The 25,647-nt window shown below is 74.5% G+C and carries 15 protein-coding genes and 1 pseudogene; 14 read left to right on the top strand and 2 right to left on the bottom strand.

Annotation, left to right across the window (positions count from 1 at the left end; translation table 11 throughout):
* Positions 1–235: 235 nt before the first annotated feature.
* Entirely contained in the window at positions 236–775 is a 540-nt protein-coding gene (locus AB0M28_RS20530; protein WP_365406565.1) for an HNH endonuclease, read from the top strand.
* Between the two features lie 52 nt (positions 776–827).
* On the opposite strand, the gene AB0M28_RS20535 is transcribed toward AB0M28_RS20530, so the two are convergent.
* A complete protein-coding gene (locus AB0M28_RS20535) occupies positions 828–2,036 on the bottom strand; it encodes a pyridoxal-phosphate dependent enzyme (protein WP_365406567.1) in 1,209 nt (402 codons plus the stop codon).
* A gap of 232 nt (positions 2,037–2,268) precedes the next feature.
* Between AB0M28_RS20535 and AB0M28_RS20540 the strand changes: the two genes are divergently transcribed.
* From AB0M28_RS20540 to AB0M28_RS20570, 7 genes are all read left to right on the top strand, one after another.
* Positions 2,269–3,744, top strand: a complete 1,476-nt coding sequence (locus AB0M28_RS20540) for a hypothetical protein (protein ID WP_365406570.1) — start codon at positions 2,269–2,271, stop codon at positions 3,742–3,744.
* A 14-nt stretch (positions 3,745–3,758) separates the two neighbouring features.
* A complete protein-coding gene (locus AB0M28_RS20545) occupies positions 3,759–4,766 on the top strand; it encodes a glutamate ABC transporter substrate-binding protein (protein ID WP_365406573.1) in 1,008 nt (335 codons plus the stop codon).
* 73 nt (positions 4,767–4,839) lie between these two features.
* The gene (locus AB0M28_RS20550) at positions 4,840–6,147 is read left to right on the top strand and encodes a hypothetical protein (RefSeq protein WP_365406576.1); all 1,308 of its coding nucleotides are present in this window, start codon (positions 4,840–4,842) and stop codon (positions 6,145–6,147) included.
* 25 nt (positions 6,148–6,172) lie between these two features.
* Positions 6,173–8,785 (top strand): tetratricopeptide repeat protein, encoded by a 2,613-nt coding sequence (locus AB0M28_RS20555; protein ID WP_365406579.1) that lies wholly within the window; start codon positions 6,173–6,175, stop codon positions 8,783–8,785.
* A gap of 15 nt (positions 8,786–8,800) precedes the next feature.
* Entirely contained in the window at positions 8,801–10,048 is a 1,248-nt protein-coding gene (locus tag AB0M28_RS20560; protein ID WP_365406582.1) for a PP2C family serine/threonine-protein phosphatase, read from the top strand.
* A gap of 158 nt (positions 10,049–10,206) precedes the next feature.
* Complete coding sequence (locus AB0M28_RS20565; protein WP_365406585.1) at positions 10,207–11,565, top strand: VWA domain-containing protein; 1,359 nt, start codon at positions 10,207–10,209, stop codon at positions 11,563–11,565.
* Positions 11,566–11,587: 22 nt separating this feature from the next.
* Entirely contained in the window at positions 11,588–12,562 is a 975-nt protein-coding gene (locus AB0M28_RS20570) for an FHA domain-containing protein (protein ID WP_365406587.1), read from the top strand.
* 33 nt (positions 12,563–12,595) lie between these two features.
* Here AB0M28_RS20570 and AB0M28_RS20575 read toward each other — a convergent pair whose 3' ends face one another.
* A complete protein-coding gene (locus AB0M28_RS20575; protein ID WP_365406590.1) occupies positions 12,596–13,558 on the bottom strand; it encodes a methyltransferase domain-containing protein in 963 nt (320 codons plus the stop codon).
* A 638-nt stretch (positions 13,559–14,196) separates the two neighbouring features.
* Here AB0M28_RS20575 and AB0M28_RS20580 point away from each other — a divergent pair.
* From AB0M28_RS20580 to AB0M28_RS20605, 6 genes and pseudogenes are all read left to right on the top strand, one after another.
* Positions 14,197–14,586: a globin gene (locus AB0M28_RS20580; protein ID WP_365406593.1), complete on the top strand. Its 390-nt coding sequence runs from the start codon at positions 14,197–14,199 to the stop codon at positions 14,584–14,586.
* 128 nt (positions 14,587–14,714) lie between these two features.
* Positions 14,715–17,594, top strand: a complete 2,880-nt coding sequence (locus AB0M28_RS20585) for a hypothetical protein (RefSeq protein WP_365406596.1) — start codon at positions 14,715–14,717, stop codon at positions 17,592–17,594.
* A gap of 358 nt (positions 17,595–17,952) precedes the next feature.
* Positions 17,953–21,309 (top strand): ABC transporter permease, encoded by a 3,357-nt coding sequence (locus AB0M28_RS20590; protein ID WP_365406599.1) that lies wholly within the window; start codon positions 17,953–17,955, stop codon positions 21,307–21,309.
* 1 nt (position 21,310) lies between these two features.
* The gene (locus AB0M28_RS20595; RefSeq protein WP_365406602.1) at positions 21,311–24,142 is read left to right on the top strand and encodes an FtsX-like permease family protein; all 2,832 of its coding nucleotides are present in this window, start codon (positions 21,311–21,313) and stop codon (positions 24,140–24,142) included.
* Between the two features lie 64 nt (positions 24,143–24,206).
* A complete protein-coding gene (locus tag AB0M28_RS20600) occupies positions 24,207–25,199 on the top strand; it encodes an ABC transporter ATP-binding protein (protein WP_365406604.1) in 993 nt (330 codons plus the stop codon).
* A gap of 125 nt (positions 25,200–25,324) precedes the next feature.
* Positions 25,325–25,647 (top strand): annotated as a pseudogene (locus AB0M28_RS20605) (hypothetical protein); the annotation flags it as partial.

Below are 25,647 nucleotides of genomic sequence, written 5' to 3' on the forward strand. Positions count from 1 at the left end.
AAGGCCCCTTCGGATCCGTCGCGATCCGGCCGCGCAACCGAGGCGTAGACCCGGCATGTTGCGGGGATCATGGGTACGAGCAGGGCGGGAGACGTACCGGACCCCAGTGGGAGATCCGTCACGTTCCCTGCCCCGTTTACCTGTCCGTGGTGGCGCGAGGAGAGTGCGCCGGGACACACTGTGACCAGATCGTCCACGGCGCGAGCCACGCGCCGCCGGCGTCCGAGGAGGCACCGTGCCGCATGTCCTGGTCCTCAACGCGTCGTACGAGCCGCTCGGCGTCGTACCGCTTCGCCGAGCGCTCGTCCTGGTGCTTGACGGCAAGGCCGTCAGCCTGGAGGACTCGGGCGCCTTCCTGCACAGCGCCACGAAAGTGATGGCCGCACCCAGCGTCGTCAGACTGAAACGCTTCGTGCGGGTCCCCTACCGGGGGCCCGTACCGCTGACCAGACGGGCGCTCTTCGCCCGCGACGGCGGCCGCTGCGTCTACTGCGGCGGGGTCGCCACCAGCGTCGACCACGTCATCCCGCGCTCCCGCGGCGGCCAGCACCGCTGGGACAACGTGGTGGCGGCGTGCCGGCGCTGCAACCATGTCAAGGCGGACCGCCACATCTCGGAGCTGGGCTGGCGGCTGCGCCATCAGCCGGAGCCGCCGTCGGGACTCGCGTGGCGCATCATCGGCACGGGGCATAGGGACCCGCGCTGGCTGCCCTACCTGCAGCCATTCGGCGCGGACGAGGCCATGGCCCGGATCGACGGCGTTCCCGCCGCGTAGATCCGGGCCTTTGTTCGCCCCGGGCCCGCCCACCGGCCGGCCGGCGCGGCCGTCAGGCGTCGATGCCCGCCCCCCGCAGCGCCTCCGCCACGCTCGGCCACGACGGGTCCATCGGCTCCGGCTGGTCCCGTTCGCCCGTCGCGACGTCCTTGAAGCCGCTCGACGTAGAGATCACCACCACCGGCCCGTCGGGCGAGGGGCCGCCGCGCTGCCGCAGACCCGCCAGGCCCGCCGCCGACGACAGCTCCGCCCACAGCCCGGCCCGGCCGAGTTCGGTCCGGGCCGCCCGCATCTCGTCGTCCGTCACCAGCAGCGCGCCGCCCCCGGACTGCTGGATCGCGTGCACGCCGCGGTAGCCGCCCACGGGGCAGTCGATGCCGTACGCGTCGGTGGTGCCGGTCTCCACCCACATCGCCGCCGCGCCCGCGGCCAGCGCCGCGTGCAGGGGGCCGCCGGCGGCCGGCTCGCAGGCGTACAGCCGCGGTACGACCGTGGTGAGGCCCAGCAGCTGGAGCTCCGCGAAGCCCTTCCAGATGCCGAAGAGGGTCTCGCCGTAACCGGTGGGCACGTACACCGCCTCCGGGACGCCGATGTCCTGGAAGATCTCGTACGCGATCGTCTTGTACCCCTCGGGGCCGAACGGGTGGCCGGTGTGGGTGACGGTGCGGTTGCTCACCGGGTGGAAGCCCAGGCGTTCGGCGATCTGCGTGGTCACCGGCCAGGAGTGGTCGGGGCCCAGCGGCAGCACCACCGCCCCGTACCCGCGGATGAAGGAGCGCACCGCGGGCGGCGCCCAGCCGTTGATGACGACGCACTTCAGCCCCGCCCGCGCCGCGTACGCCGCCGCGGAGGCGGCGTGGTTGCCGGACGACGCGACGACGACACCGGGCGCCCCCGCGCCGATGGCGGCGCTGACCGCGACGCGGTTGAGGCGGTCCTTGTGGCTCCAGGTCGGGTTGCGGGACTCGTCCTTGACGTACACGCCCCCGCCCAAGTCCACCAGGGGCGTGCCGCCCTCCCCCAGGCCCGGGGCGCTCAGCGGCGGCAGTATCGGCGCCCAGCGCTCCAGGCCGGTGCCGGGCGGCGGGGCGGGGGCGGTGAACAGCGAGGTGTCCAGCGCCTCGTAGGCGTAGGTGACCTCCAGCGGGTACGCCACGTCCTCGGTGCTGGTGCGCGGGCAGCCCGCCGTGAGCGGCGGCCACAGCGGGTACTCCAGCGCGCTGTCGCCGAGTGAACGCTGGCCGGTGGCAAGGGAATCCATGATCCCCAGCATAGGTACGCGGACGGGGCGGAACCGCTTGCCGTCTGTGCCGCGTATAGAGGAGCAGAATGGCCGCCATGGGCCGTCCGTCCGGCCGGGAGCCCGCATAGCGATCCGAACAAGATCCCGGCATAACCGGTGTGGCCGCACCTACCGGCGGCCATACTCGACAGCGGTGTCCCACGCCGCCCGTATTCTGGGCGGCGAGCAAGTGACCACAGGGGGAGGTCTCGTGTCATACCCGCCGCACGCAGGCAGCGCGGCGCCGCCGGATCAGCCGACAGCCGCCGGTCCGCCGATCGTCCCCGGCCAGACGCGCGCCGACGTACCGCACACGCCGCCGCACGCCCCTGCCGCGCCGCCGCAGCGGCGCAGCGCGTTCGCCGAGGGAATGGACCGCGTACGCCGGTCCGCGACCACCGAACCCGGCCGGCTGCGCATCATCGGCGCGGTGCTGGCGGCCCTGGTGGTGCTGTTCGGCGCCGTCACCGCCTGGCAGGTCACGGACCGTGCCGAGGCCGCGGACGACGTACTGACGCGCAGCCAGCCGCTGAGCCGCGACGCCGCCGAGATCTACCGCTCCCTGGCCGACGCCAACACCACGGCCGCCAGCGGCTTCCTGGCCGGCGGCGCGGAGCCCCGTTCGGTCCGCCAGCGGTACGAGAAGGACATCGACCAGGCGAGCAAGCTGCTGGTGCAGGCCTCGGCCAACAGCCAGGGGTCCGCGGCGACCCGGGAGAAGATCTCCAAGCTCAACCGGCTGCTGCCGCAGTACACGGCGGCCATCGAGACCGCGCGCGCCAACAACCGCCAGGGCCTGCCGCTCGGCGGCGCCTATCTGCGCTACGCGAACGACCTGATGGAGCGGGACGACGGTCTGCTGGCCGCCGCCCAGGACCTCTACCAGGCCGAGACGGCCCAGCTGAACCGGGACTACGCGCGCGCGAAGAGCTGGCCGTGGGCGGCCCTGGCGCTGGGCGTGCTCGCGCTCGCGGCGCTGGTGTGGGCGCAGCGGCGGCACTACCGGCGCACCAACCGGGTGTTCAACCAGGGTCTGGTCACCGCGAGCGCGCTGACCGCGGCGGTGCTGCTGTGGCTGGCCGCCGGGCACACCTTCGCCCGCTCGGGTCTCGAGGACTCCGACAAGCACGGCGCCCAGTCGCTGCAGGTCCTCAACGAGGCCCGGATCAACGCGCTGCAGGCGCACGGCAACGAGGGGCTGAAGATGGTCTCCCGCGGCGCCGTGGTCCGCGACGACCAGGACGCGTACGAACTCGACTACAGCACCAGCATGAAGGAGCTCGCCGGCACGGACGACAGGGGCCGGGCCGGTTCCATGATGGACCAGGCCCTCGCCCTCGCCGACGACGACGCCGGGCGCAAGCCCGTCCAGGAGGCCGTCGAGGGTGTGCGCGCCTGGCAGGGGCGGCACGAGGGCGTGCTGAAGGCCGACAACGACGGTGACTACGAGACCGCCGTGCGCCTGGTGATCGGCACGGGCGGCGAGAAGTCCACCGGGCAGTGCTTCGACAAGGTCGACAGCGCACTGGCCAAGGCGATCGACCACGAGCAGAGCGAGTTCAAGTCCGCCGCCTCCGGCGGGCGCGACGCGCTCGGCGGACTGTGGATCGGTGCCGCGGTGCTGGCCGTGCTGGGCGCGGCCGGGGCGCTGCTCGGCGTCGGCCGCAGGCTGTCGGAGTACCGGTGAGGGGGAACGCCGAGATGGCAAGCGAAGAGGCCGGGATGAACGTGCGGACGAGGAGCTGGCGCGGCTGGGGCGGTGTCGCCTCGATGGCCGGCGCCGTCGCGCTGACCGCCGCCCTGCTGCCGCTGGCCGCCGGGGACGCGGCCGGCCCGGCGAAGGCGCCGGCGTCGGCCGCGGCGCACGGCAGCCAGGTGCTGGACCAGCAGGAGACCGAGGAGTGCGCGGGCGGCCGGCCGCCCGGCAAACCGCAGGCCAGCTGGCGTCCGTCGACCGCGGACGGACCGGCGGTCAGCCGGATCAAGGACAAGGGCCGGCTGGTCGTCGGCATCGACCAGAACAGCTACCAGTGGGGCTACCGCAATCCGCAGACCGGTGCGCTGGAGGGCTTCGACATCGACCTGGTGAAGGCGATCGCCGCGGAACTGGGCATCTCCCAGGACCACATCGTCTACCGGGCGATCCCCACCGTCCAGCGCATCCCGGCGCTCAAGGGCCGCAAGGTGGACATGGTCGTGCGCACCATGACCATCAACTGCAAGCGGCTCGAGGACGTGGAGTTCTCCACGGCGTACTTCAAGGCCGGCCAGCAGGTGCTGGCACCGAAGAACTCCGGCATCACGGGCTTCGACGACACGCTCAACGGCAAGCGGGTCTGCGCCGCCGAAGGCTCCACGGCCCAGGAGTTCATCGAGGAGAAGCTGACCGGCGCCACCGTTGTCCCGGTGCCGAACCAGCTGGACTGCCTGGTGCGGGTCCAGCTGGGCCTGGCGGACGCGGTCATCACGGACAATGCGCTGGGGGCCGGCCAGGCCGCCCAGGACCCGTCGATGGGGCTGGTGGGCCAGCCGCTGACCGAGGAGTTCTACGGCGTCGCGATGAACAAGGCCGACCGCGACCTGGTGGCCCGGGTCAACAAGGTGCTGGAGGACTACCGCGGCGGCCCCTGGCAGACCGCGTACAACAAGTGGCTGGCCGACGTGATGCCCGATGTCACGGGTCCCCCCTCCCCGGAGTACCTGAACTAGCGCGACACTGGGGGGTGAGCCCCGGCGGCGCACGGAAGTGCCGCCGGGGGCAGAGGACATGAGAGGGGATTTGATGGGGGCTCCGGACGAGGCCGGACCCGTCATGGGCCGTGAGGAGGTCGACCGTGCCCTGGCACGGCTGGGCGCGGAGCACGAGGCGATCGAGACCTCGCTGCTCGCCCTGCAGGACCATGCCGGCCGCAGACTCCTGGAGGGCGCCGAGCTGACCGGCGTGACGGCGGAGCGCTGGACGGCCGCCGAAGGGGCCATCACCCTGCTCTGGTCGTACTTCGACACCTACACGAGCGCGCTGACCAAGGCCCGTGAGATCCGCGGCCGGCGCCGCTGGCCGAACGGCACGGAGCTGGCCGAACTGACCCGGCTGCTGCGCGAGGAGGGCCTCACCCTGCCCGCGGCCCCCGCCGCCACGGGGGCCGCGCCCACGTCGATCACCGGCCCGGCGCGGCTGTCCGAGCGGCTCGGTCTCGAGGCCCTGGTCGAGCGGATGAACAGCCACTACGCCGAGGTGCTCGACGTGGTGGCCGCCGCCGACTCGGTGTGGTCGGCGCTGCCCGCCCGGATCGACCTGCTGGCCGCCGAGCTGCAGCGCACCCGCTCCCTCGCCCAGTCGGTGGGGGTACGGCCCGGCGAGCACCCCGCGGGCGACGAGCTGGAGCGCGTCACCCGGGAGCTGACGGCGCTGCGCGCGCAGGTCGTCTCGAACCCGCTGGCGTTCTGGCAGCGCTCCTCCGCGAGTTCGGCGCCCGGCGGCGGCCGCCCCGACACCACGCGCTACGACACGGCGGCGCGGGGGCTGGAGGAGATACGCCGGGAGATAGAGGCCGTGCTGCACGTCCGGCAGGACGCGGAGGCGCGGCTGGTGAAGCTGCGCGACGTGCTCTCCCGCGCGGACCGGGTCCTCGCCGAGGCGCGCGCCGCCCGCGGCGAGGTGCTGGCGAAGATAGCGGCCTCGGAGGTGCCCGCGGTCAGCGGCCCGCCGACGGCCCTGCACGAACAGCTGCGCACGGCGGTCGACTACCGGCGTGCCGCCCAGTGGCACCGCCTCTCCCCGCTGCTGGAGAGCCTGGAGCAGCGCGCGGAGGACGAGCTGGCGCGGGCCCGCGAGCAGCTCACCGCGGTGACCGCCCCGCTGGCCGTACGGGCCGAACTGCGCGGCCGGCTCGACGCGTACAAGGCGAAGGTGGCCCGGCACGGGCTGGCGGAGGATCCGCTGCTGATCGAGCGGTACGAGCGGGCCCGCCGGATGCTGTGGTCGGCGCCGTGCGATCTGATCGCCGCCGACCAGGCGGTGCTGCGCTACCAGCAGGCGGCCGCGGAGGCCCTGTCCGGGCCCGTGGACCGGCCGCGGGGGACACGATGACACGTACAGCAGACATGGGGGCGTCATGACCGAAGCAACCTCCTGCCAGCGGCCGGGCTGCGGTGGGACGTACGAGGACGTGGGCGGGGGTGAGCTGTACTGCGACACGTGCGGTCTGGCGCCCGTCGTCTCCCCGGACGCCATGATCGGCGCCACGCCCACCGGGATCACCGGCAACGCGCGCCGCGGTTCCAGCAGCAGCTCCTCCTCGGCGTCGGGCCGCGGCAGCTCGTCGCGCTCCTCGCGCTCCTCCCGCAGCTCCTCGAAGTCGTCGCGGCGCTCGGTCTCGGGCCGGCTCTCGCGCGCCCTGACCGGCGAGTCCACCGCACGGTCGGTGTCGGTGCGCTCCTCCCGTACGTCGGCGGCCTCCACGGGCCGCGGCAAGCTGGGCGTCGGCCTGGTCAGCGTCCCGGAGGTGCCCCGCCCCGACCCGCGCTCCGCGGTGCTGGACAACCCGCAGGTACCCGAGCGCAAGCGGTACTGCAGCCGCAGCGACTGCGGCGCCCCGGTGGGCCGGGCGCGCGGCGAGCGGCCGGGCCGCACCGAGGGTTTCTGCACCAAGTGCGGCCACCCGTACTCCTTCGTCCCGAAGCTGGGCGAGGGCGACGTGGTGCACGGCCAGTACGAGGTCGTGGGCTGCCTCGCGCACGGCGGTCTGGGCTGGATCTATCTGGCCATCGACCGCGCGGTCTCCGACCGCTGGGTGGTCCTCAAGGGCCTGCTGGACACCGGTGACGAGGACGCGCTGGCGGCGGCGGTCTCCGAGCGGCGCTTCCTGGCGGAGATCGAGCACGCGAACATCGTGCGCATCTACAACTTCGTCGAGCACCTCGACCAGCGCACGGGCAGCCTCGACGGCTACATCGTGATGGAGTACGTCGGCGGCAAGTCGCTGAAGGAGATCGCCAACGACCGCCGCACGGTGGACGGCAAGCGCGATCCGCTGCCGGTGGAGGTGGCCTGCGCGTACGGGCTGGAGGCGCTGGACGCCCTCGGCCATCTGCACAGCCGCAACCTGCTGTACTGCGACTTCAAGGTCGACAACGCCATCCAGACGGCCGACCAGCTGAAGCTGATCGACATGGGCGCGGTGCGGCGGATGGACGACGACGAGTCGGCCATCTACGGCACCATCGGCTACCAGGCGCCCGAGGTCGCGGAGCTCGGCCCGTCGGTGGCGTCCGACCTGTACACGGTGGCGCGCACGCTGGCCGTGATGACGTTCGACTTCCAGGGCTACACCAACGTCTTCGTCGACAGCCTGCCCGACCCCGACTCGATCCACGTCTTCCAGCAGTACGAGTCCTTCTACCGGTTCCTCGTCCGGGCCACCGACCCCGACCCGGCGCGCCGCTTCGCCTCCGCGGAGGAGATGGCCGAGCAGCTGACGGGCGTGCTGCGCGAGGTCGTCGCGCTGCAGACGGGCCGGCCGCGGCCGACCCTGTCGACGCTCTTCGGGCCCGAGACCCGGGTGGTGGACACCCGCCTGTTCGCCGATCCCGGCGACACGGCCCGGGGTTCGACCGGCGGCGGAGTCTCGCTGCTGGGGGCGCGGATGCTGACGAAGGCCGAGCGCAAGGCCCTCGGCGGATCACCCGCGAAGCTCACCGCCACCATCCCGGCGCAGCTGCCGGCCGCCCCCGGTCCGCACGCGCCGCAGCATCCGGCGCCGACGCAGGTGGCGCTGCCCGTGCAGATCGCCGCGACCCTCCCGCTGGACGGCCGGCCCGCGGCGCTGGCTCTGCCCGTGCCGCGGGTGGACGCCGCCGACCCCAACGCCGGTTTCCTGGCGGGCCTGATGGCCTCGGCGCCCGCCGAGGTCTCCGCGGCGCTGCAGGCGGCGCCGGTGGCGTCGCTGGAGCTGAAGCTGCGCCAGGTACGGGCGTGGCTGGACAACGGCGACTACTTCACGGCCGCCGAGTCGCTGCGCGAACTGGAGTCGGAGTACCCGGACGACTGGCGGGTGGTCTGGTACCGCGGGCTGACCGCGCTGACCACCGGCGACCGGGAGTCCGCGGCGCTCGCCTTCGACGCCGTGTACGACGCGTTCCCGGGCGAGCCCGCGCCGAAGCTGGCGCTGGGCGTGTGCGCCGAGGTGCTGGGTCAGCTGGACAACGCCGCCGAGTACTACCGCCTGGTGTGGGCGACCGATCCGTCGTACGTGAGCGCCGCGTTCGGCCTGGCACGGGTGAAGCTGGCGTCCGCGGACCGGATCGGGGCGGTGCGGGCGCTGGAGTCGGTGCCCGAGTCGTCCATCCACTTCACGGCCGCCCGGGTCGCCGCCGTACGGGCGCGGCTGCGCCAGCGCGGACCGCACGAGCCGCTGCTGCCGGATCTGCAGGCGTCCGCGACGCAGGTCGAGCAGCTGCGGGAGTTCGGGCTCGATCCGCTGCGGCGGGAGACGCTCTCCACGGAAGTACTCGGCAGCGCCCTCGACTGGGTACTCTCGGGGCGTTCCGGCGGACAGCAACTGCCCTCGCCGGCGGAGGGGCTGCTGGGCAGCCCCGTCGACGAGAAGGGCCTGCGCTTCGGCCTGGAGCGCTCCTACCGGGCGCTGGCCCGGCTCGCCCAGCGCGGCGACGAGCGCATCGCGCTGATCGAGCAGGCCAACCGCTTCCGTCCCCGGACCTGGGTCTGAGAGGTGTCCTTGAACATGGCCCCCGAGGCAGGGCAGCTCACCGAGTGCCCCAACTGCGGCGAACCCCTGGAGTCGGACTTCCTGTTCTGCGAGGAGTGCGGAACGAACCTGTCCGCGCCCGCGGCCTCCCCCAACGGCGGCCCGACGCCGCCGGACGACGAGGCCCCGGCCACCGACAGCTTCCGTATCGCACCCGCGTCCGCGGTCCCGGAGCCCGACTCCGACGGCTTCCATCTGGCCGCCCCCGAGACGGACCCCGAGCACTACCGGATCGCGGAGCCCCTGACGGCCGCGGCACGCGACGGCTGGGCGGACCCGCGGGCGGCGCTCGGCGCGCCTGTCCCGCCCACCGGGTCCGAGGCTGAGACTGTCGCGGAGGTGAAGACCTGTGTCGCCTGCCGTACGGGCACCATCGACGCCGACGGCTACTGCGAGAACTGCGGGCACGCCCAGCCCCGCGAACGCGACCGGATGGAGCGGGAGGTGGAAGGTGTCGCGGCGGTCAGCGACCGCGGTCTGCGCCACCACCGCAACGAGGACGCCTTCGCCATCGACACCACCCGGCTGCCCAACGGCACGCTCGCGGTGATCGCGGTGGTGTGCGACGGGGTGTCCTCCGCGACCCGCCCCGACGAGGCGTCCGCGGCCGCCTCGGTCGCGGCCCGGGCCGCACTGATGGACGATCTGGCGCAGGGCACGCACCCCCAGCAGGCGATGCACGACGCCCTGCTGGCCGCCGCCCGGTCCGTGGCGGCGCTCGCCGGCGACCCCAGCAACCGCGTCGGCCACACCAACGCCCCCGCCTGCACCTGCGTCTCCGCGATCATCGCCGGCGGCATCCTCACCGTCGGCTGGGTGGGCGACTCGCGGGCGTACTGGGTGCCCGACGACCGCACCGCGCCGGCCGCGCGGCTCACCGAGGACGACTCGTGGGCGGCGCAGATGGTCGCGGCGGGGCTGATGTCGGAGGCCGACGCGTACGCCGACCAGCGGGCACACGCCATCACCGGCTGGCTCGGGGCGGACGCCCACGAACTGGACCCGCACACGGCTTCCTTCAAGCCGGAGGGACCGGGTGTAGTGGTGGTGTGCACCGACGGGCTGTGGAACTACGCGGAGGCCGCCGAGGAGATGGCCGCGGTCGTCCCGGCCGACGCCCGCGCCAGACCGCTGCACAGCGCGCAGGCCCTGGTCGGCCACGCGCTGGACGGCGGCGGCCACGACAACGTAACGGTGGCCGTGCTCCCGTTCCCCGCTGGGTAGGGGTTCAGGACACGAGGGGGGCCTCCCCCCGAGCGGCCCGAAGGCCACGGCTCCCCGGCACGGCGCCGGGGAGCGGCCTGCGGGCCGTCGACCGGACCGGCGCTTTGTCTACTTGGATCTTTTTTCAGTTCTAGAGAGCAACTGCGGGAGCGGGATAGATGGCCAACTTCTCGAAGTCGAACGCGCCGGAGTTCTCCGTCGAGGTGTACCAGAACGAGTACCTTCCGGAGGGCGGCAACGAGGTCAGCGCGATCGTCACGGTGACCTCGACCGGTGGCGGCACCACCGGCGGGATGCCGCTGCCCGCCGCCGACCCCGCCCGCGTCGCGATGGGCGGTCCGGGACCCGACGCGGCCGTGGTGCTGATGGTCGACTGCTCCGGCTCCATGGACTATCCGCCGACGAAGATGCGCAACGCCCGCGACGCCACGGCCGCCGCGATCGACACCGTCCGCGACGGTGTGGCGTTCGCCGTGGTCGGCGGCACGCATCTGGCCAAGGAGGTCTACCCGGGCAACGGCCGGCTCGCGGTCGCCGACCCCGCCACCCGCGCCCAGGCCAAGGAGGCGCTGCGCAAGCTCAGCGCCGGCGGCGGTACGGCGATCGGCACCTGGCTGCGGATGGCCGACCGGCTGCTGAACTCGGCGGACGTCTCCATCCGGCACGGCATCCTGCTCACCGACGGCCGTAACGAGCACGAGTCCCCGGAGGCCCTGCGCGACACGCTCGACGCCTGCGCGGGCCGCTTCACCTGCGACGCCCGCGGTGTCGGCACCGACTGGGAGGTCAAGGAGGTCACCTCGATAGCCTCGGCGCTGCTCGGCACGGCCGACATCGTCGCCGACCCGGCCGGACTGGCCGCGGACTTCACGCAGATGATGGAGACCGCGATGGGCAAGGAGGTCGCGGACGTCAGCCTGCGGCTGTGGACGCCCCAGGGCTCGACGATCAAGTTCGTCAAGCAGGTCGCGCCCACCGTGGAGGAGCTCACCGCCCGGCGCGCCGAGTCCGGTCCGCGCTCCGGCGACTACCCGACCGGCTCGTGGGGCGACGAGTCCCGCGACTACCACGTGTGCGTCGAGGTCCCCTCGGCCGGCGTCGGCCAGGAGATGCTCGCCGCCCGGGTGTCCCTGGTCCTCCCCCAGGGCGACGGCAGCGTCACCACGCTCTCCCAGGGCCTCATCCGGGCCGTGTGGACGGACGACATGGCGGCCTCCACCCGGATCAACCCGCAGGTCGCGCACTACACCGGCCAGGCCGAACTGGCGCAGGTCATCCAGGCGGGGCTGGACGACCGCAAGGCCGGCGACATGGACGGCGCCACCGCCAAACTGGGCCGCGCGGTCCAGCTCGCGGCTGCCTCCGGCAACGAGGACACCGCCAAACTGCTGGCAAAGGTGGTGGACGTGGTGGATGCGGCGAGCGGTACTGTTCGATTGAAGGCGAAGGTCGCGGAAGCCGACGAGATGACGCTCGAGACGCGATCGACGAAGACGGTACGCGTCAAGAAGCAGTGACGAGACAGGGGGATCGACCACCATGGCGACCTGCCAGAACGGCCATACATCGGCGGCCGACGACTGGTGCGAGGTGTGCGGTATCCGCATGACCTCCGGTGCGGCCGCGCCGATGCCGGGCGCGCCGGTCCCCCCACCGCCGCCACCCGGTCCCGGCATGGGCTCGTACGGCTACCCGGGCGGCATGCCCGAGCCGACGCAGCCCGCCGAACTGTGCCCGCAGTGCCGGACGCCGAGGGAGGCGATGGCGCCCTTCTGCGAGGAGTGCCGCTACAACTTCCTCACCCACTCGCCGACGACGTACGTCCCCACCGGCTCCTCCATGGGCATGGGCGGCGGGTCGACGGGCACGACGTACCCGCCGCGGCAGGACGGGTACACCTCCTCGCGGCCGTCGCAGATGAACCGGCCGGCCGAGCCGCTGCACACGTTCCCCGCGCAGCAGGACCCGCGGGCGGGCGCCTCCGGCGACTTCCTGCTGACCCCGCCGCCGGGCTCCGACCCGTACGCGCAGGGCGCCGATCCGTACGCCCAGGGCTCCGACCCCTATGCGCCCGGGCCGGTCGGCCACGATCCGTACGGGCCGGCGCCGACCGGGTGGGTCGCGGTGGTCGCGCCGGACCGCGAGTACTTCACGTCCATGATGTCCCGCAGCGGGCCCGAGGCGTCCGGGCTGAACCTCCCGGCGTACTCCCCGGAGCAGAAGATCCCGCTGCAGGGCCCGCAGATGTCGATCGGCCGCCGCCGGCAGTCGACGGGCGAGTCGCCCCACATCGACCTCTCCCGCCCGCCGGAGGACCCGGGGGTCTCGCACAACCACGCGGTGCTGGTGGAGCAGCCCGACGGTTCGTGGGCGGTCGTCGACCAGAACTCGACGAACGGTACGACGATCAACGGCGGCGCGGACCCGATCCAGCCGTTCGTCCCGGTGCCGCTGCGCGAGGGCGACCGGGTGCACGTCGGGGCCTGGACGACGATCCGGCTGCAGCGGGGCTGAGGGTCCGCCGCGGGGCACCGCCCCCGGGCCGGGTCACAGCTCCGCCTCCGGCGTGTCCAGCCACACCCGTTGCCCGTCGCCGCGCACCGTCAGCCCGAACCGTTCCCGCTCCGGGTGGCCGGCCGACTCCCAGACGTCGTACGCCGCGCGGGGCGTGAGCGTCCCCGCCGTCAGCGCGAGCAGGAAGCGGAACGCGTCCGAGCGCAGCGCGCGGCGCGGCAGGTCCCGGGTGTCGATCTCCGGCTCCTCCTCCCCGCCGCGCAGCGGGACGAAGAACGCCGGCGTCGGCAGGAAGCGGCCGGAGCCCTCGCCCGGCGTCGTGACCCGCAGCCGGATCAGGCCCGTCGCCAGCGGGGCGAGGACCACCGCGCCCGGGGCGCACTGGTCGAGCCACGCCTGCGGCACCCGGTTCAGTTTGCAGGTCGCGATGACGCGGTCGTACGGCGCGCGGGACGGGCAGCCGCGGGCGCCGTCCCCGGTGACGACCGCGGGGTGGTGGCCCGCGCGGTCGAGGTGGTTGCGGGCGGCCTCGGTGATCTCGGGGTAGAGGTCCACGGTCGTGACGAGGGCGTCGCCGAGGCGGTGGCACAGCAGCGCGGCGTTGTAGCCCGTGCCGGCGCCGATCTCCAGCACGCGGTGGCCGTCCTCGACCTCCAGGTCCTGGAGCATCCAGGCCATCAGCGACGGCTGGCTGCTGGACGAGATCAGCTCGCCGTCGCGCACCCGGGTCGCGAGCGGGCCGTCGGAGTACGCGCCCTCCAGCCACTGCGCCCGCCGCGCGGGGTCGGGGTCCTCGCGCCACAGCCGCTCGTAGCCGCCGAGGCCGCCCACGTAGTAGTACGGCACGAACAGATGCCGCGGTACGTCCTCGAACGCGCGCCGCCACGCGGGGTCGGTCAGCCCGCCGCCGGCCCGGATCCCCCGCACCATCCGCGCCCGTGCGACGGCGGCCTGCGCCGCGAAGGGGTCGGCGTGCGCCTCGGTCCCGATTCCCATGCCTCCAGGGTCCTGCGGGACGGCGCCCTTTGCGACTCCCGGCGTCGCGCGGGCGGCCTGCGGCCGTGGTGGTCGCCCCACGGCCGGCCCGCGGCCCGCGCCCCGCGGTGGTCGCCCCACGCCGTCGGCCTGCGGTCCGCGCCCCGCGGTGGTCGCCCTACGCCGCCGGCCTGCGGTCCGCGCCGGCCCTCCGCGCCTTCGGCGCGGAGTTGTGCACCCGCCCACCCGCCCGAGCGCCGGTCCGCAGGGGCACCGTGGCCGGCGCTTGTGCGTGGCTGCGCTTGCTGTGGTCGCCCCACGCACCTTCAGCACCGCCGCCCCGTCGGGCCAGGCCCCGCTCGCCCTCACCCCCCGCAGCCCGGCCCGAGGGCCGAAGCCCACTCACCCCCGCCGCCCGGCCCGAGGGCCGAAGCCCACTCACCCCCGTAGCCCGGCCCGAGGGCCGAACCCCACTCACCCCCGCAGCCCGGCCCGAGGGCCGAACCCCACTCACCCCCGCCGCCCGGCCGGGGCCGGGGCCGAGACCCATCCCGCCACACACCTGCCACCACCCCCTCCCCCGACGGGGTCCGGGGCGGAGCCCCGGGAACGGGACCTAGGGCCCGGGTCCTCCTCCCAGGGGGTGAGAGCATGGGGGTGTGAGCGAGACGCAGGAGATCAGCTTTTATGAGCAGGTCGGCGGGGAGGGGACCTTCCGCCGGCTCGTGCACAGGTTCTACGAGGGCGTCGCCGAGGACCCCGTGCTGCGGCCGATGTATCCCGAGGAGGACCTCGGGCCCGCCGAGGAGCGGCTGACGCTCTTCCTGATGCAGTACTGGGGCGGCCCCCGCACGTACAGCGAGAACCGCGGGCACCCCCGCCTGCGGATGCGCCACGCCCCGTTCGCCGTGGACAAGGAGGCCCACGACGCCTGGCTGAGGCACATGCGCACCGCCGTGGACGACCTGGAGCTCGACCCCGTGCACGAGCAGCAGCTGTGGGACTACCTGGTGTACGCCGCCGCGTCCATGGTGAACACCCCGGGCTGACCCCGCGGATCACGAATGCGTTGCGGCCGTCGCCGACGGCTGCCGGGGCTGTGTACCGCTCTGTCACGATCGGGCTGTTCGAGCGAGCTGTCCGATCCGGGGAGGGTGGCAGGTTGGCCAGACGGGGGATGTCCGGGCTCTGGGTCTCCGTACGACTGGCGGCGATGCCGGGCGCGGCGGTGGTGCTCGGGCTGCTCGTCGCGGTGACGGCGGCGCTCGCCGCCGCATTCCCGCGCGCGGTCGCCGGCTACGAGGACCGCGGCCTGCGCCGCCAGATCGTGGACGCCCGCCCCGCCGACGCCACGCTGCGCGTCGAGCGCCAGACGGACTTCACGGAGCTGCCCGCCGACCGCGCCGCGGCCCTCGGCCCGGAGCAACTGGCCGAGCGCCGGGGGAAGCTGGCGGCCCTGCTGCGCGCCCCGCTGCGCATCGACGCGTCGACCCAGTCGTACGGCGTGCGCACCGCCCCCGACGTACGCCTCTCCGACCCCGGTCTCCCCCGCCCCGGCATCCTCGACCCGACCGTGCAGCTCGACGCCCGCTCCGGGCTCACCGCGCACGCCCGGGTGCTCGAGGGCCGGCTGCCCGGTCCGCCGGCGGCCGGCACCGCCCTCGACAAGGTCACGCGGCTGGAGGCGGTGGTCACGCCGGCCACCGCCAAGACCCTGGGGCTGCACACCGGTTCGGTGGTGCACGCGCAGCGGCTGCGGCCGGCGAACGTCGACCCCGCGACCCTGTCGTTCAACGACGCCCACTACGAGCAGATGCGGGCCTTCGGCGCCCCCGTCGCCGTACACATCACGGGCCTGGTCGAACCCCGCGACCGCGACGACGCCTACTGGGGCGTCGATCCGCTGCTGCAGGCGCCCCGGCAGGTGACGCGCCCGGTGCTGGTGGCCGGCGGACAGCAGTGGTACTGGGCCTCCGGGCTGATGCTCGACGAGGGCAGCGCCGCCGCGGTGGACGCGCTGTGGTCGCGCGCCCGGGTCGCCCCCACGACGTACTACAACTACCCCCTCGACACCTCCCGGCTGACCGGCGCCGACGCGGGCGCGCTGCTGGACCGGGTGACCTTCCTGCAGTCGCCGGCCGGTCCCCCGGTGCTGGCGGAGGCCGGCGGGCAGGGATTCGCGGCGGACTCCAAGCTGCCGCAGCTGCTGGAGGGTTACGTGGACCTGCGCGCGGCCGTCACGCCGGTCGTGCTGGTCGCCGCGTACGCGCTGGTCACCGTGGCGGCCGTGGTGCTGCTGATGGTCGGCTCGCTGGCGTGGGCGCGGCGGCGCGGGGAGCTGGTGCTGCTGCGGGCGCGCGGGGGTTCGCTCCCGGCGGTGACGCGGCGGCTGGCCGCGGAGGGCGCCGTGGTCGCGGTGCCGGCGGCCGCCGCCGGGTTCGCGGCGGCGGTGCTGGCGGTGCCGTCCGGCACGCTCGCCCCGGCGCTGGCGGCGGCCGCCGCCGTCGCGGTGGCGGCGGTGCTGGTGGTGCCGGCGCGGGCCTGGGCGGCGCTGCGGCCGCCGGTGCAGGCCCAGCGGCGGACGGACCTCGTGACGCTGCGGCCGTCGGCGCGGCGGATCGTCTTCGAGGCGACCGGCGTGGCGCTGGCGGTGGGCGCGCTGGCGGCCCTGTACCGGCGCGGCACGTCGGCCGGGGTGGATCCGCTGGTCAGCGCGGCACCGGTGGTGGCCGGGATGGTGCTGGCGCTGGTGTGCGTACGGCTGTATCCGATTCCGCTGCGGGCGGCGGCGCTGCCCGCGGCCGCCCGCCGGGGGATCGTCGGGTTCCTGGCGCTGGCCCGGGCCGGGCGTTCGCCGCAGGCGGCGGTGCTGCCGCTGCTGGCGGTGCTGATCGCCGTGAGCACGGCGGCGTTCGGCGGTTCGGTGCTGGCCGGTGTCGGCGAGGCGCGCGACCGGCTGGCCCTGCTGCAGGTGGGGGCCGACGCGGTCGTCTCCCCGGTGCTGCCCGGGCAGACGGCGCTGGACAACCGCGGGATCCGCGACGACGTACCCAAACCGCTCCCGGACGAGGCCGCCGACCGGGTCGGACGGGTGCCCGGGGTGGACATCGCGGTGGCCGTGTACCGGCAGCCGTGGCTGCAGTTGGCCGGCGGCGAGGGCGTGACGCTGATCGTCGCCGACTCCCGTCAGTACGCGGAGCTGAGCGAGCGGCTGGGGCTCGGGGCGTTCCCCGCCGGGGAGTTGCACGACCGCGGGGTCCGGGAGCCGATGGCCGCGCTCATCTCGCCCGCCGTGGCGGAGGCGGTCGACGGCCGGACGTTCACCCTCGACGCCCCGCACGGGGAGCTGACGCTGCGGCCGGTGCTGGTGCGTGAGGCCACGCCGGGCTGGACGGGCGGTTCGTTCGTGGTGGTGGACGCGGGCGTGATGGCCCGCCACCACCCCGCCACGGTGGGCAAGCCGGAGACCCGGCCGACCTCGGTGTACGTCGCGGGGCCTGGGGTGCGCGCGGGCGCGCTGCGGTCGGCGATGGCGTCGTCCCCGGTGCCCATGGAGGTACGGATGCGGTCGGCGGCCCGCGAGGGTCTGCGCGACCATCCGCTGCAGACGGGCGCGGAGCGCCTGTACCGCACGGCGGTCGTGGCCGGCACCGGCTTCGCGGTGCTGGCGGTGGTGTTGTCGCTGGTCCAGGCGGGCCCCGAGCGGCGGGCGCTGATGGCGCGGCTGGGCACGATGGGGCTGGCGCCCGCCGCCCGTCGCCGACTGCTGCTGCTGGAGGCGCTGCCGCAGCTGGTGCTGGCGGGGGCGGCGGGCACGGTCCTAGCGGTGGCGGCGATCCGCCTCCTCTCGACCCGCATCGGCCTGGAGGCCATGGCCTCGGCCCTCCACCCCGAATCGGCCTCCCCCGCCCTGGCCCCCACCCGCCTCCACCCCGACCCCACGGCCCTGGCCCTCCCGGCAGTGTCGGTGACGGCGCTGGTGACGCTGGTGGTGCTCACCCAGGTCTGGTGGAGCACGCGGACACCGGCGGAACAGATGCGGGCGGCGGAGGCGTAGGGGATGCGTGTGCCGTCCCGGCGCGGGGCAGCCGGTGTTTCCTGTACGGCGATGAAGGACGCGGTCACCGGGCGGCCCTGCGACAGCCGGTGCGGACGGCGCTGCCGGGTAGTGCGTCCGAGCGGCAGCGGACAGGTACCGGATCCAGCCCGTCCGGCGTCTGAGGACTGAGACGCGAAGCGCCGAAGCGCACCGCAGGCGCCGGCCCAACCGCACCCCCCGGAGGGTCTCCGACCGGTAGACGACGTGGTCACGAATGTATTCCGGTCCTGGGTAGTGCGCTGTTCGCCGACAAGCGCTGTCTGCCATGCTCGGGCTCACGCACCGGGGGGTGCACTCACGAACAACGGGGGTTTGTGTGCCCGGCTTTGTCTTTCTTCGGGTACGTGCGCACCGGCTGCTGCTCGCCGCAGCCGTGCTCACGGTCCTGCTCACCACTGCCGTGCTCGCGGCCCTGACATCGTTTTCGGGGACGGTCGGCGACGCCGGCCTGCGGCACGCGCTGCAGTACAGCGCGGCGTCCGACGCCGCGATCGTGCTGCGCGCGCCCAGCATCGACGAGCAGCGCCGGCAGGAGGCCGACGGGGCCGTGAAGGACCTGTCGCGCAAGGTGTTCGACGGGCTGCCGACGGACGTGCAGGAGCTGTCGCGCAGCGGCCCGTTCGCCCTCCCCCGCAGCCTGCAGGCCCCGGCGGCCCGCAGCGGCACGGACCCGGACCTGACGTACCTGGCGGTGATGGACCGCTCCCGGCTGAAGATCACCGCCGGCTCCTGGCCCGCGCCGACCACCGGGGGCGGGCAGGTGCTGAGCGGGGCCCTGCCGAAGAACGCCGCGGCCACCCTGAAGCTGAAGCTCGGCGACGAGCTCACCCTGAAGGCCCGCAGCGGCGGCACCTCCGTCCGCGTCCGCATCGACGGCCTGTACAGCCCGAAGGACCCGAGCGACCCGTACTGGATGCTCGACGACGTCACCGGCGGCCGGGGCGCCCGCACCCTGGCGTTCACGACGTACGGCCCGGTCCTGACCGACCCGACGGCGTTCACCGCGGGCGGCCAGAAGGTCGACAAGGGCAACTGGCTGCTGCGCGCCGACTACAGCGACGTACGCGCGAGCCGGCTGGACCAGCTGTCCGCCGCCGCGAGCCGCGGCTCCAAGGACCTGATGGCGATCAAGGCGCTGCACGGCCAGGCCTCGGCCACCACCAGCCTGCCGGACCTGCTGCGGCGCGCGGACCGGGCGCTGCTGGTCAACCGCTCGACCCTGCTGATCGTGGCGCTGCAGCTGATCCTGCTCGCCGGTTACGCTCTGCTGCTCGTCGCGCGGCTCCTCAGCGACGAACGCCGCGACGAGAACGAGCTGCTGCGCGCCCGCGGCGGCTCCCGCGGCCGGGTCGGCTGGCTGGCGGGGGCGGAGGCGCTGATGCTGGTGCTGCCCGCCGCGATCGCCGCGCCGCTGCTGGCCGGACCGCTGATCCGGCTGCTGTCCGGCAGCGGCCCGCTGGCCCGCGCCGGACTGCACCCCGACACCGGGCTGACGCGAGCGGTGTGGCTGGCCGGCATCGGTACGGCGGTGGGCTGCGCGCTCGCGGTGACCGCCCCGGCCGCGTGGCGCGCCGCCACCCAGGGCACGCTGATGGCCCGGGCGCGCGCCAAGCCGCTGCCCGCGCCGCTGCGCGCCGGCGCCGACGTGGGCCTGCTGGTCATCGCGGCGGTGGCGTACTGGCAGCTGGACCGCCAGACCTCCGGCGGCGCCCTGACCGCCGACACGGAGGGCTCCCTGGGCGTCGACCCGGTGCTGGTGGCGGCCCCGGCGCTGGCGCTGCTGGCCGGTACGGTGCTGACGCTGCGCCTGCTGCCGCCCACGGCGAAGCTCGCGGAGCGGCGGGCGGCCGCCGGGAAGGGCCTGCCCGCGGCGCTGGCCGGCTGGCAGTTGTCGCGGCGTCCGCTGCGCGGGGCGGGCCCGGTGCTGCTGCTGGTGCTGGCGGTCGCGATGGGGATGCTGGCCATCGCGCAGGGCGCCTCGTGGGAGCGCTCGCAGCGCGACCAGGCCGCCCACCAGGCCGGCACCGACATCCGCGTGACCGGCAGCAGCCTGCCGGCGCTCGGCCAGGGCGGCGCGTACTCCTCGGCGCCCGGCGTCGAGTCGGCGGCCCCCGCGGCCCGCTTCCTGGCCTCGCTGAGCAACGGCAAGTCGGCCGACATCCTGGCCCTGGACACCCGCTCGGTGGGTGACGGCATGCTGCTGCGCGGCGACCTCTCCGGCAAGCCGGCCGGCGCGCTGCTGCGCGAACTCACCCCGAAGGGCAGCCCCAAGGGCGCGGGCCTGGTACTCCCGAAGGGCACGGAGCAGCTGGAGCTGACGGCGAAGCTGGACGTCTCCGGCCAGAACCTCGACAAGTGGAAGCAGGAGGGCTTCTACCTGCCTGAGAACGCCCCGGACTACGTCACGGTGTTCTTCGAGGACCGCTACGGCGTGCCGTACGAGCTCAACGCCGGCGCGCTGCCGCCGGACGGCCGCGACCACACGCTGACCGTCGACCTGGCCCACGACGCGGGCGCGGACGGCAAGCCCGCGGAGCCGCTGCGCATGACGGGCGCGACCTTCTACTTCGACGTCAATCCGGACCGGGCGCAGCACGCGGTGGTCGTCTCCGGGATCAGCGCGGTCGGCCAGGGCGCGCGTACGCCGGTGCGTCCGGGGGACGGCTTCCGCTGGCAGGGCAGGGCTGAGCTCCCCGACACCGACATGATCGTCGAGGAGCCCAAGGTCGTGCGGAACGTCGAGGGGACCGCCGATGTCCCGATGCGGTTCGCCTTCGACTCCGGCAGCGCCCAGCCGATGGGCTGGGGCCAGCAGCCGGGGGCGGCTTTCCGGGTCTCCGTCGACCAGCCCCCGGGCCCAGCGCTGACCGCGATCGCCTCGGACGCCTACCTCGAGTCGACCGGCGCCAAGGTCGGGTCGAAGGTGAGCCTGACGCTGGGCGGTGTCAACGTGGAGGCGAAGATCGTCGATTCGGTACGGGCCCTGCCGACCACCGACCTCGGCTCGGCGTCCGCCAACGGCCCCACGGTGCAGGGCGGCGGCGGTGTGCTGGTCGACTTCCTGACCGCCAGCCGCACGCTGGTGGCGGCCGGCGCCGCGCCGCTGCAGAGCAACGAGTGGTGGCTGCGCACGGCGCCCGGCCAGACCGGGCGGGCCGTCGAGTTCCTGCGCGACAAGCCGTACAGCAACCCCGCCCAGATCCTGGTTCGCGACGAGCTGAGCGAGCAGCTCAGCACCGACCCGCTGGGCGCCGGCCCGCAGGCCGCCCTGGCCGCCACGGCCGTGGTGGCGGCGCTGCTCGCGGCGATGGGGTTCGCGGTCGGCGCCGCGGCCTCGATCCGCGAGCGCACGGCGGAGTTCGCGGTGCTGCGCGCGCTCGGCGCGCCGCAGCGGCAGCTCGCCCGGATGTTCGCGGCCGAGCAGACCGTGCTGATCGTGACGGGCATGACCGCCGGGCTGGCGCTCGGTACGGTGCTGAGCCGTACCGTGATCCCGCTCATCACCCTCACCGGCGCCGCGGCCAAACCCAGTCCACCGGTGCTGGTCGAACTGCCCTGGCACACGCTGGGGCTGATGCTGGGCGCGGTGGTGGTGCTGCCGGTGCTGACCACCGCGGTGGTCGCGCTGCGCCGCGCCGACACGGCGACCGCGCTGCGCCTGGGGGGTGAGTGACATGGGGGGCTGGACCCGGATCCGGCTGCGTACCGCGCCGGGCGCGGCGCTGGCGCTCGGCCTGCTGGTCCTCGTGACGGCGTTCCTGGCCGCGCTGCTGCCGCTGGCGGTCAGTTCCGGCCAGGACCGGGCCGTACGGGAGACCGTGGACGCCGCGCCTGCGGACGACCGCACCCTCACCTTCAGCTTCGACCGCCAGTTCGACATGGACCCGATGGGCGAGAACAGCGGTCTCGCGCCGCTGATCATGGAGAACCGCACGAGGATCATCCGGGACCTGACCCGCGATCCGCTGCGCACCGACCCGGCGGCGGTCTCGTTCGGCGTGCGCACCGCCCCGTACTGGCCGGCGAGCGACCCGGGGCTGCCGCGCCCGGACGGCAAGGATCCGCTGCTGCAGCTGGACGCGCGGGCGAAACTCGCCGACCACGTGCGGCTGGTGTCCGGAGAGCTGCCGCCGGACGAACGTGACGAGGGAACCGACGCGGCTCCGCCGAAGCTCAGGGCCGCGATCACCGAGGCCACCGCCAGGACGCTGAAGCTGCACGTCGGCTCCGTGCTCCATCTGCGGCGGAAGGCCGCCTTCGTCGGCGGTCCGGGTATGGCCGACCTGCCCGTGGAGATCACCGGCATCGTCGCGCCGAAGGACCCGCGCTCGGACTTCTGGAAGGTCGACGAGCTGCTCGCCAAGCCCCGGCTGGGTGCGCTGCCCGCGCCGCCCGGGCCCGGCCCGGTGCCGTCCGTGTGGAAGGCGGCCCTGCTGCTCTCCCCGGAGAACGGACCCACGGTCTTCCGGGAGTTCGGCTCCGATCTGGGAGTGACGTACAACACCCCCGAACCCAGCGCGTACTGGCAGCTGCCGCTCAGCACCGAGCAGTTCGGCGCCCGCGACGTGGATCCGGCGCTGGAGCAGCTGGAGTGGCTCCAGGACGGGCCGGGGCTCGCTGAACTGCGCGGGCAGATCCAGGGCGGCCTCCAGGTCACGTCGGGGCTGCCGGCCCTGTTCGCCGAATACCTCACCCTGCGCGACGCGATCACCCCCGTCGTCGCGGTCACCGCGTTCGGCGTGGCGACGGCGGCGCTGGTGGTGCTGGTGATGGCCGGCGGGCTGGCCGCCGTACGACGGGACGCGGAGCTGCGGCTGCTGCGTGCCCGCGGCGGTTCGCTGAAGGCGGTGGCGGCGCGGCTGGCCGCGGAGACCGGAACCGTGTCGATTCCCGCGGCGGGGCTCGGCCTGGGCGTGGCGCTGCTCATGGCGCCCGACGGACGGCTGGACCAGGCGCTGGTCTGCGCCGGCGGGGTGGCGGTGGTCGCCACGCTCGCGCTGCCCCTGCGGGCCGTGGCCGCGCTGCGCACGCTGCGGGCGGGCACCCGGCAGGACCTGGTGCTGGCGAAGCCCTCCCGGCGGCGGACGGTCGTCGAACTGACCCTGCTGGTGGTGGCGGTGGGCGCGATCGCGGCGGTGCGCCGCCGCGGCACCGACACCGGCGACGTCGACCTGCTGATCACCGCGGCGCCGGTGCTGGCGGCGCTCATCGCCGCCTCGCTGTTCATGCGGCTGTACCCGCTGCCGATGCGGCTGGCGGCCAAGCCCGCCGCGCGTCGGCGCGGCGCCATCGGCTTCCTGTCGCTGGCGCGCGCAGGCCGGACCCACGCGGCGTCCGCGCTGCCGCTGCTGGCGCTGCTGGTGGCGCTGTCCACCGCCTCGTTCGGCGGTTCCGTCATCAGCGGGGTGGAGCAGGCGCGTACGCACGCGGCGCTGCGGGAGATCGGGGCGGAGGCCAGCATCGACGGCCAGGGCTCGCTCCTGCCGCCGGCCGTGGCGCAGCAGCTGAAGCGCACGCCCGGAGTACGCACCGTGGCCTCCGTGCGCATCGAGCACGGGCTGGCGGTCACCGAGGCCCCCTTCTCGGTCACGCTGGTGATCGCCGACCGCGAGCAGTACGCGCGGCTCAGCAAGGAAGTGGGCATCGGGGCGCACTCCGCGGGGCGGACGCGTGCGGAGTTCGCCGACGTGGAGCTGCACGCGCTGGTCAGCCCGGACATCGCCGAGGCGTTGAAGCTGAGCTCCGACCCCGGCTCCGACACCGATCCGCAGACCTTCGGAGTGGAGCCGTCCTTCGGCAATCTGAAGATCAAACCGGTGGGTGTGCTGGACCGGACCCCGGCCGCGCCGGGCGGTTCCTTCGTCCTCGTGGCGGCGGACATGCTCGCCAACGCCTATCCGGAGTACGCCGAACTGCCCGACCTCGAGCCGAACCTGCTGCTCGCCTCCGGCAGCGGCGTCGACGGCGGCGCCCTGCGCAAGGCGGTGCAGAAGCTCGCCCCGGCGGCCGCGGTGGACACCCGTACGGAGGCGCGGGCCAGGCTCGGCCGGTCGGAGCTGCAGAGCGGCGCCGAACGGCTCTACATCGGGGGCGCGTTCGCGGCCGCCGGGTTCGCGGTCCTCGCCGTGGTGCTGTCGCTGCTGCAGGCGGCGCCGGAGCGCAAGGCGCTGCTGGCCCGGCTGCGGACGATGGGCCTCGGCCCCGCGCACGGCCGCCGGCTGCTGGTCCTGGAGGCGCTGCCGCAGCTGCTGGCGGGCGCCGCGGTGGGGCTGGCGCTGAGCGTGGTCGCGATCCGGCTGGTGGGCCCGGGCCTGGACCTGGGCGCCATGGCCACGGCGCTGCACCGGCCCTCGGACGCGCCGGTACGGCTGCACGCGGACACGGTGTCGCTGCTGGTCCCGTCGCTGACGGTGCCGGCGCTGGCCATGGCCGCGGTGGTGTTCCAGGCGTGGTGGGGCTGGCGCAAGCGGGCCACGGAGGAGCTGAAGGCGGGGGACCGGGAATGACAGACACAGCACGACGGGTGGCGCTCCACCGCACTGTTCGCGGCGTTCGGAAAGGAAGTTGCAGGTGACCCAGACGACGACACTGGCCGAGCTGGAGGCCCGGGCGAACGCGCAGGGCGAGGAGCCGGAGTTCGGCCACGACGCCATGATCGCCTGCGACCAGGTGGTCCGGATCTTCTCCACCGACGGAGTCGAGGTGCAGGCCCTGCAGGGGCTGGACCTGCTGGTCGCGGAGGGCGAGCTGATGGCCCTCGTCGGCGCCTCCGGCAGCGGCAAGTCGACCCTGCTGAACATCCTCGCGGGCCTGGACGTGCCGACCGCGGGCCAGGCGACCGTGGCGGGCCACAACCTGCTCACCATGGACGCCCGGGAGCGGCTGCGCTACCGCCGGCAGACCGTGGGCTTCGTCTGGCAGCAGACCGCCCGCAACCTGCTGCCGTATCTGACCGCCCAGCAGAACGTCATGCTCCCCATGCAGCTCTCCGGCGGCCGCAGCCGCCGCCGGCTGCGCATGGACCGGGCGGCGGAGCTGCTGGACCTGATGGGGCTCGCCGAGTGCCGCGACCGCCGTCCCACCGCGCTCTCCGGCGGCCAGCAGCAGCGGGTCGCGATCGCCGTGGCGCTGGCCAACGACCCGTCGCTGGTGCTGGCCGACGAGCCCACCGGTGAGCTGGACTCGGCGACGGCCGAGCAGATCTTCGCGGCCTTCCGTACCGCCAACGAGCAGCTCGGCACGACCATCGTGATCGTCACCCACGACCACGCGGTGGCCGCCGAGGTACGCCGCACGGTCGCGATCCGCGACGGCCGCACCGCGTCCGAGGTGCTGCGCCGTACCGAGGTCGACGAGCACGGCCAGGAGTCGGTGGTGGCCCGCGAGTACTCGGTCGTGGACCGCTCCGGCCGCCTGCAGCTGCCCCGTTCGTACACCGACTCCCTGGACATCCGGCACCGGGTGCTGCTGGAGCTGGAGTCCGACCACATCGGCGTCTGGCCGGACCACTCGGCGGACGCGGCGGCCCGGGACAGCAACGGGGAGGCCCCGGCGGCGGATTAGTGCCAGTGCGGGTTCCCGCCAGGTCACCGGCCTGGCGGGCCCCGACCCCCGACTGACCCAATGGATCCCACCGTTGAGGCAGCACCGCGCCCGTGCGGCCGGTGCGTCAGGTGAGAGGGATGGGGATGAGTCGGATACGGACTTCGGCGCTGGTCGCCGTGGTCGCGGCCGCACTGGCAGCCGGCGTGCTGCCGGCGCAGGCCGGACAACCGGGCGACGACGGCGGTACGACCGTCGCCGCCGCGCCGGGGACGCCCGGGCAGCACACCGTCACGCTGGTGACGGGCGACCGGGTGTCGTACACGGGCACCGGCAGCGGACTGCAGGTCACCGGCGTGACCGCGGCCGAGGGCCGGGAGTACGCGGCCTTCACCCGGATGCGGCTGGACGACCACGAGTACGTGATCCCGCTGGACGCGGGCGCGGCCCTCGGCGAGAGCCGTCTGGA

Source organism: Streptomyces sp. NPDC051940 (genome assembly GCF_040680895.1).
GTDB lineage: Bacteria > Actinomycetota > Actinomycetes > Streptomycetales > Streptomycetaceae > Streptomyces.

Excerpts from the sequence above, each read along its gene's own strand:
- AB0M28_RS20535 (WP_365406567.1), bottom strand. The coding sequence starts at position 2,036 with ATGGATTCCCTTGCCACCGGCCAGCGTTCACTCGGCGACAGCGCGCTG.
- AB0M28_RS20545 (WP_365406573.1), top strand. The coding sequence starts at position 3,759 with ATGGCAAGCGAAGAGGCCGGGATGAACGTGCGGACGAGGAGCTGGCGC.
- AB0M28_RS20550 (WP_365406576.1), top strand. The coding sequence starts at position 4,840 with ATGGGGGCTCCGGACGAGGCCGGACCCGTCATGGGCCGTGAGGAGGTC.
- AB0M28_RS20555 (WP_365406579.1), top strand. The coding sequence starts at position 6,173 with ATGACCGAAGCAACCTCCTGCCAGCGGCCGGGCTGCGGTGGGACGTAC.
- AB0M28_RS20560 (WP_365406582.1), top strand. The coding sequence starts at position 8,801 with ATGGCCCCCGAGGCAGGGCAGCTCACCGAGTGCCCCAACTGCGGCGAA.
- AB0M28_RS20565 (WP_365406585.1), top strand. The coding sequence starts at position 10,207 with ATGGCCAACTTCTCGAAGTCGAACGCGCCGGAGTTCTCCGTCGAGGTG.
- AB0M28_RS20570 (WP_365406587.1), top strand. The coding sequence starts at position 11,588 with ATGGCGACCTGCCAGAACGGCCATACATCGGCGGCCGACGACTGGTGC.
- AB0M28_RS20575 (WP_365406590.1), bottom strand. The coding sequence starts at position 13,558 with ATGGGAATCGGGACCGAGGCGCACGCCGACCCCTTCGCGGCGCAGGCC.
- AB0M28_RS20585 (WP_365406596.1), top strand. The coding sequence starts at position 14,715 with ATGTCCGGGCTCTGGGTCTCCGTACGACTGGCGGCGATGCCGGGCGCG.
- AB0M28_RS20595 (WP_365406602.1), top strand. The coding sequence starts at position 21,311 with ATGGGGGGCTGGACCCGGATCCGGCTGCGTACCGCGCCGGGCGCGGCG.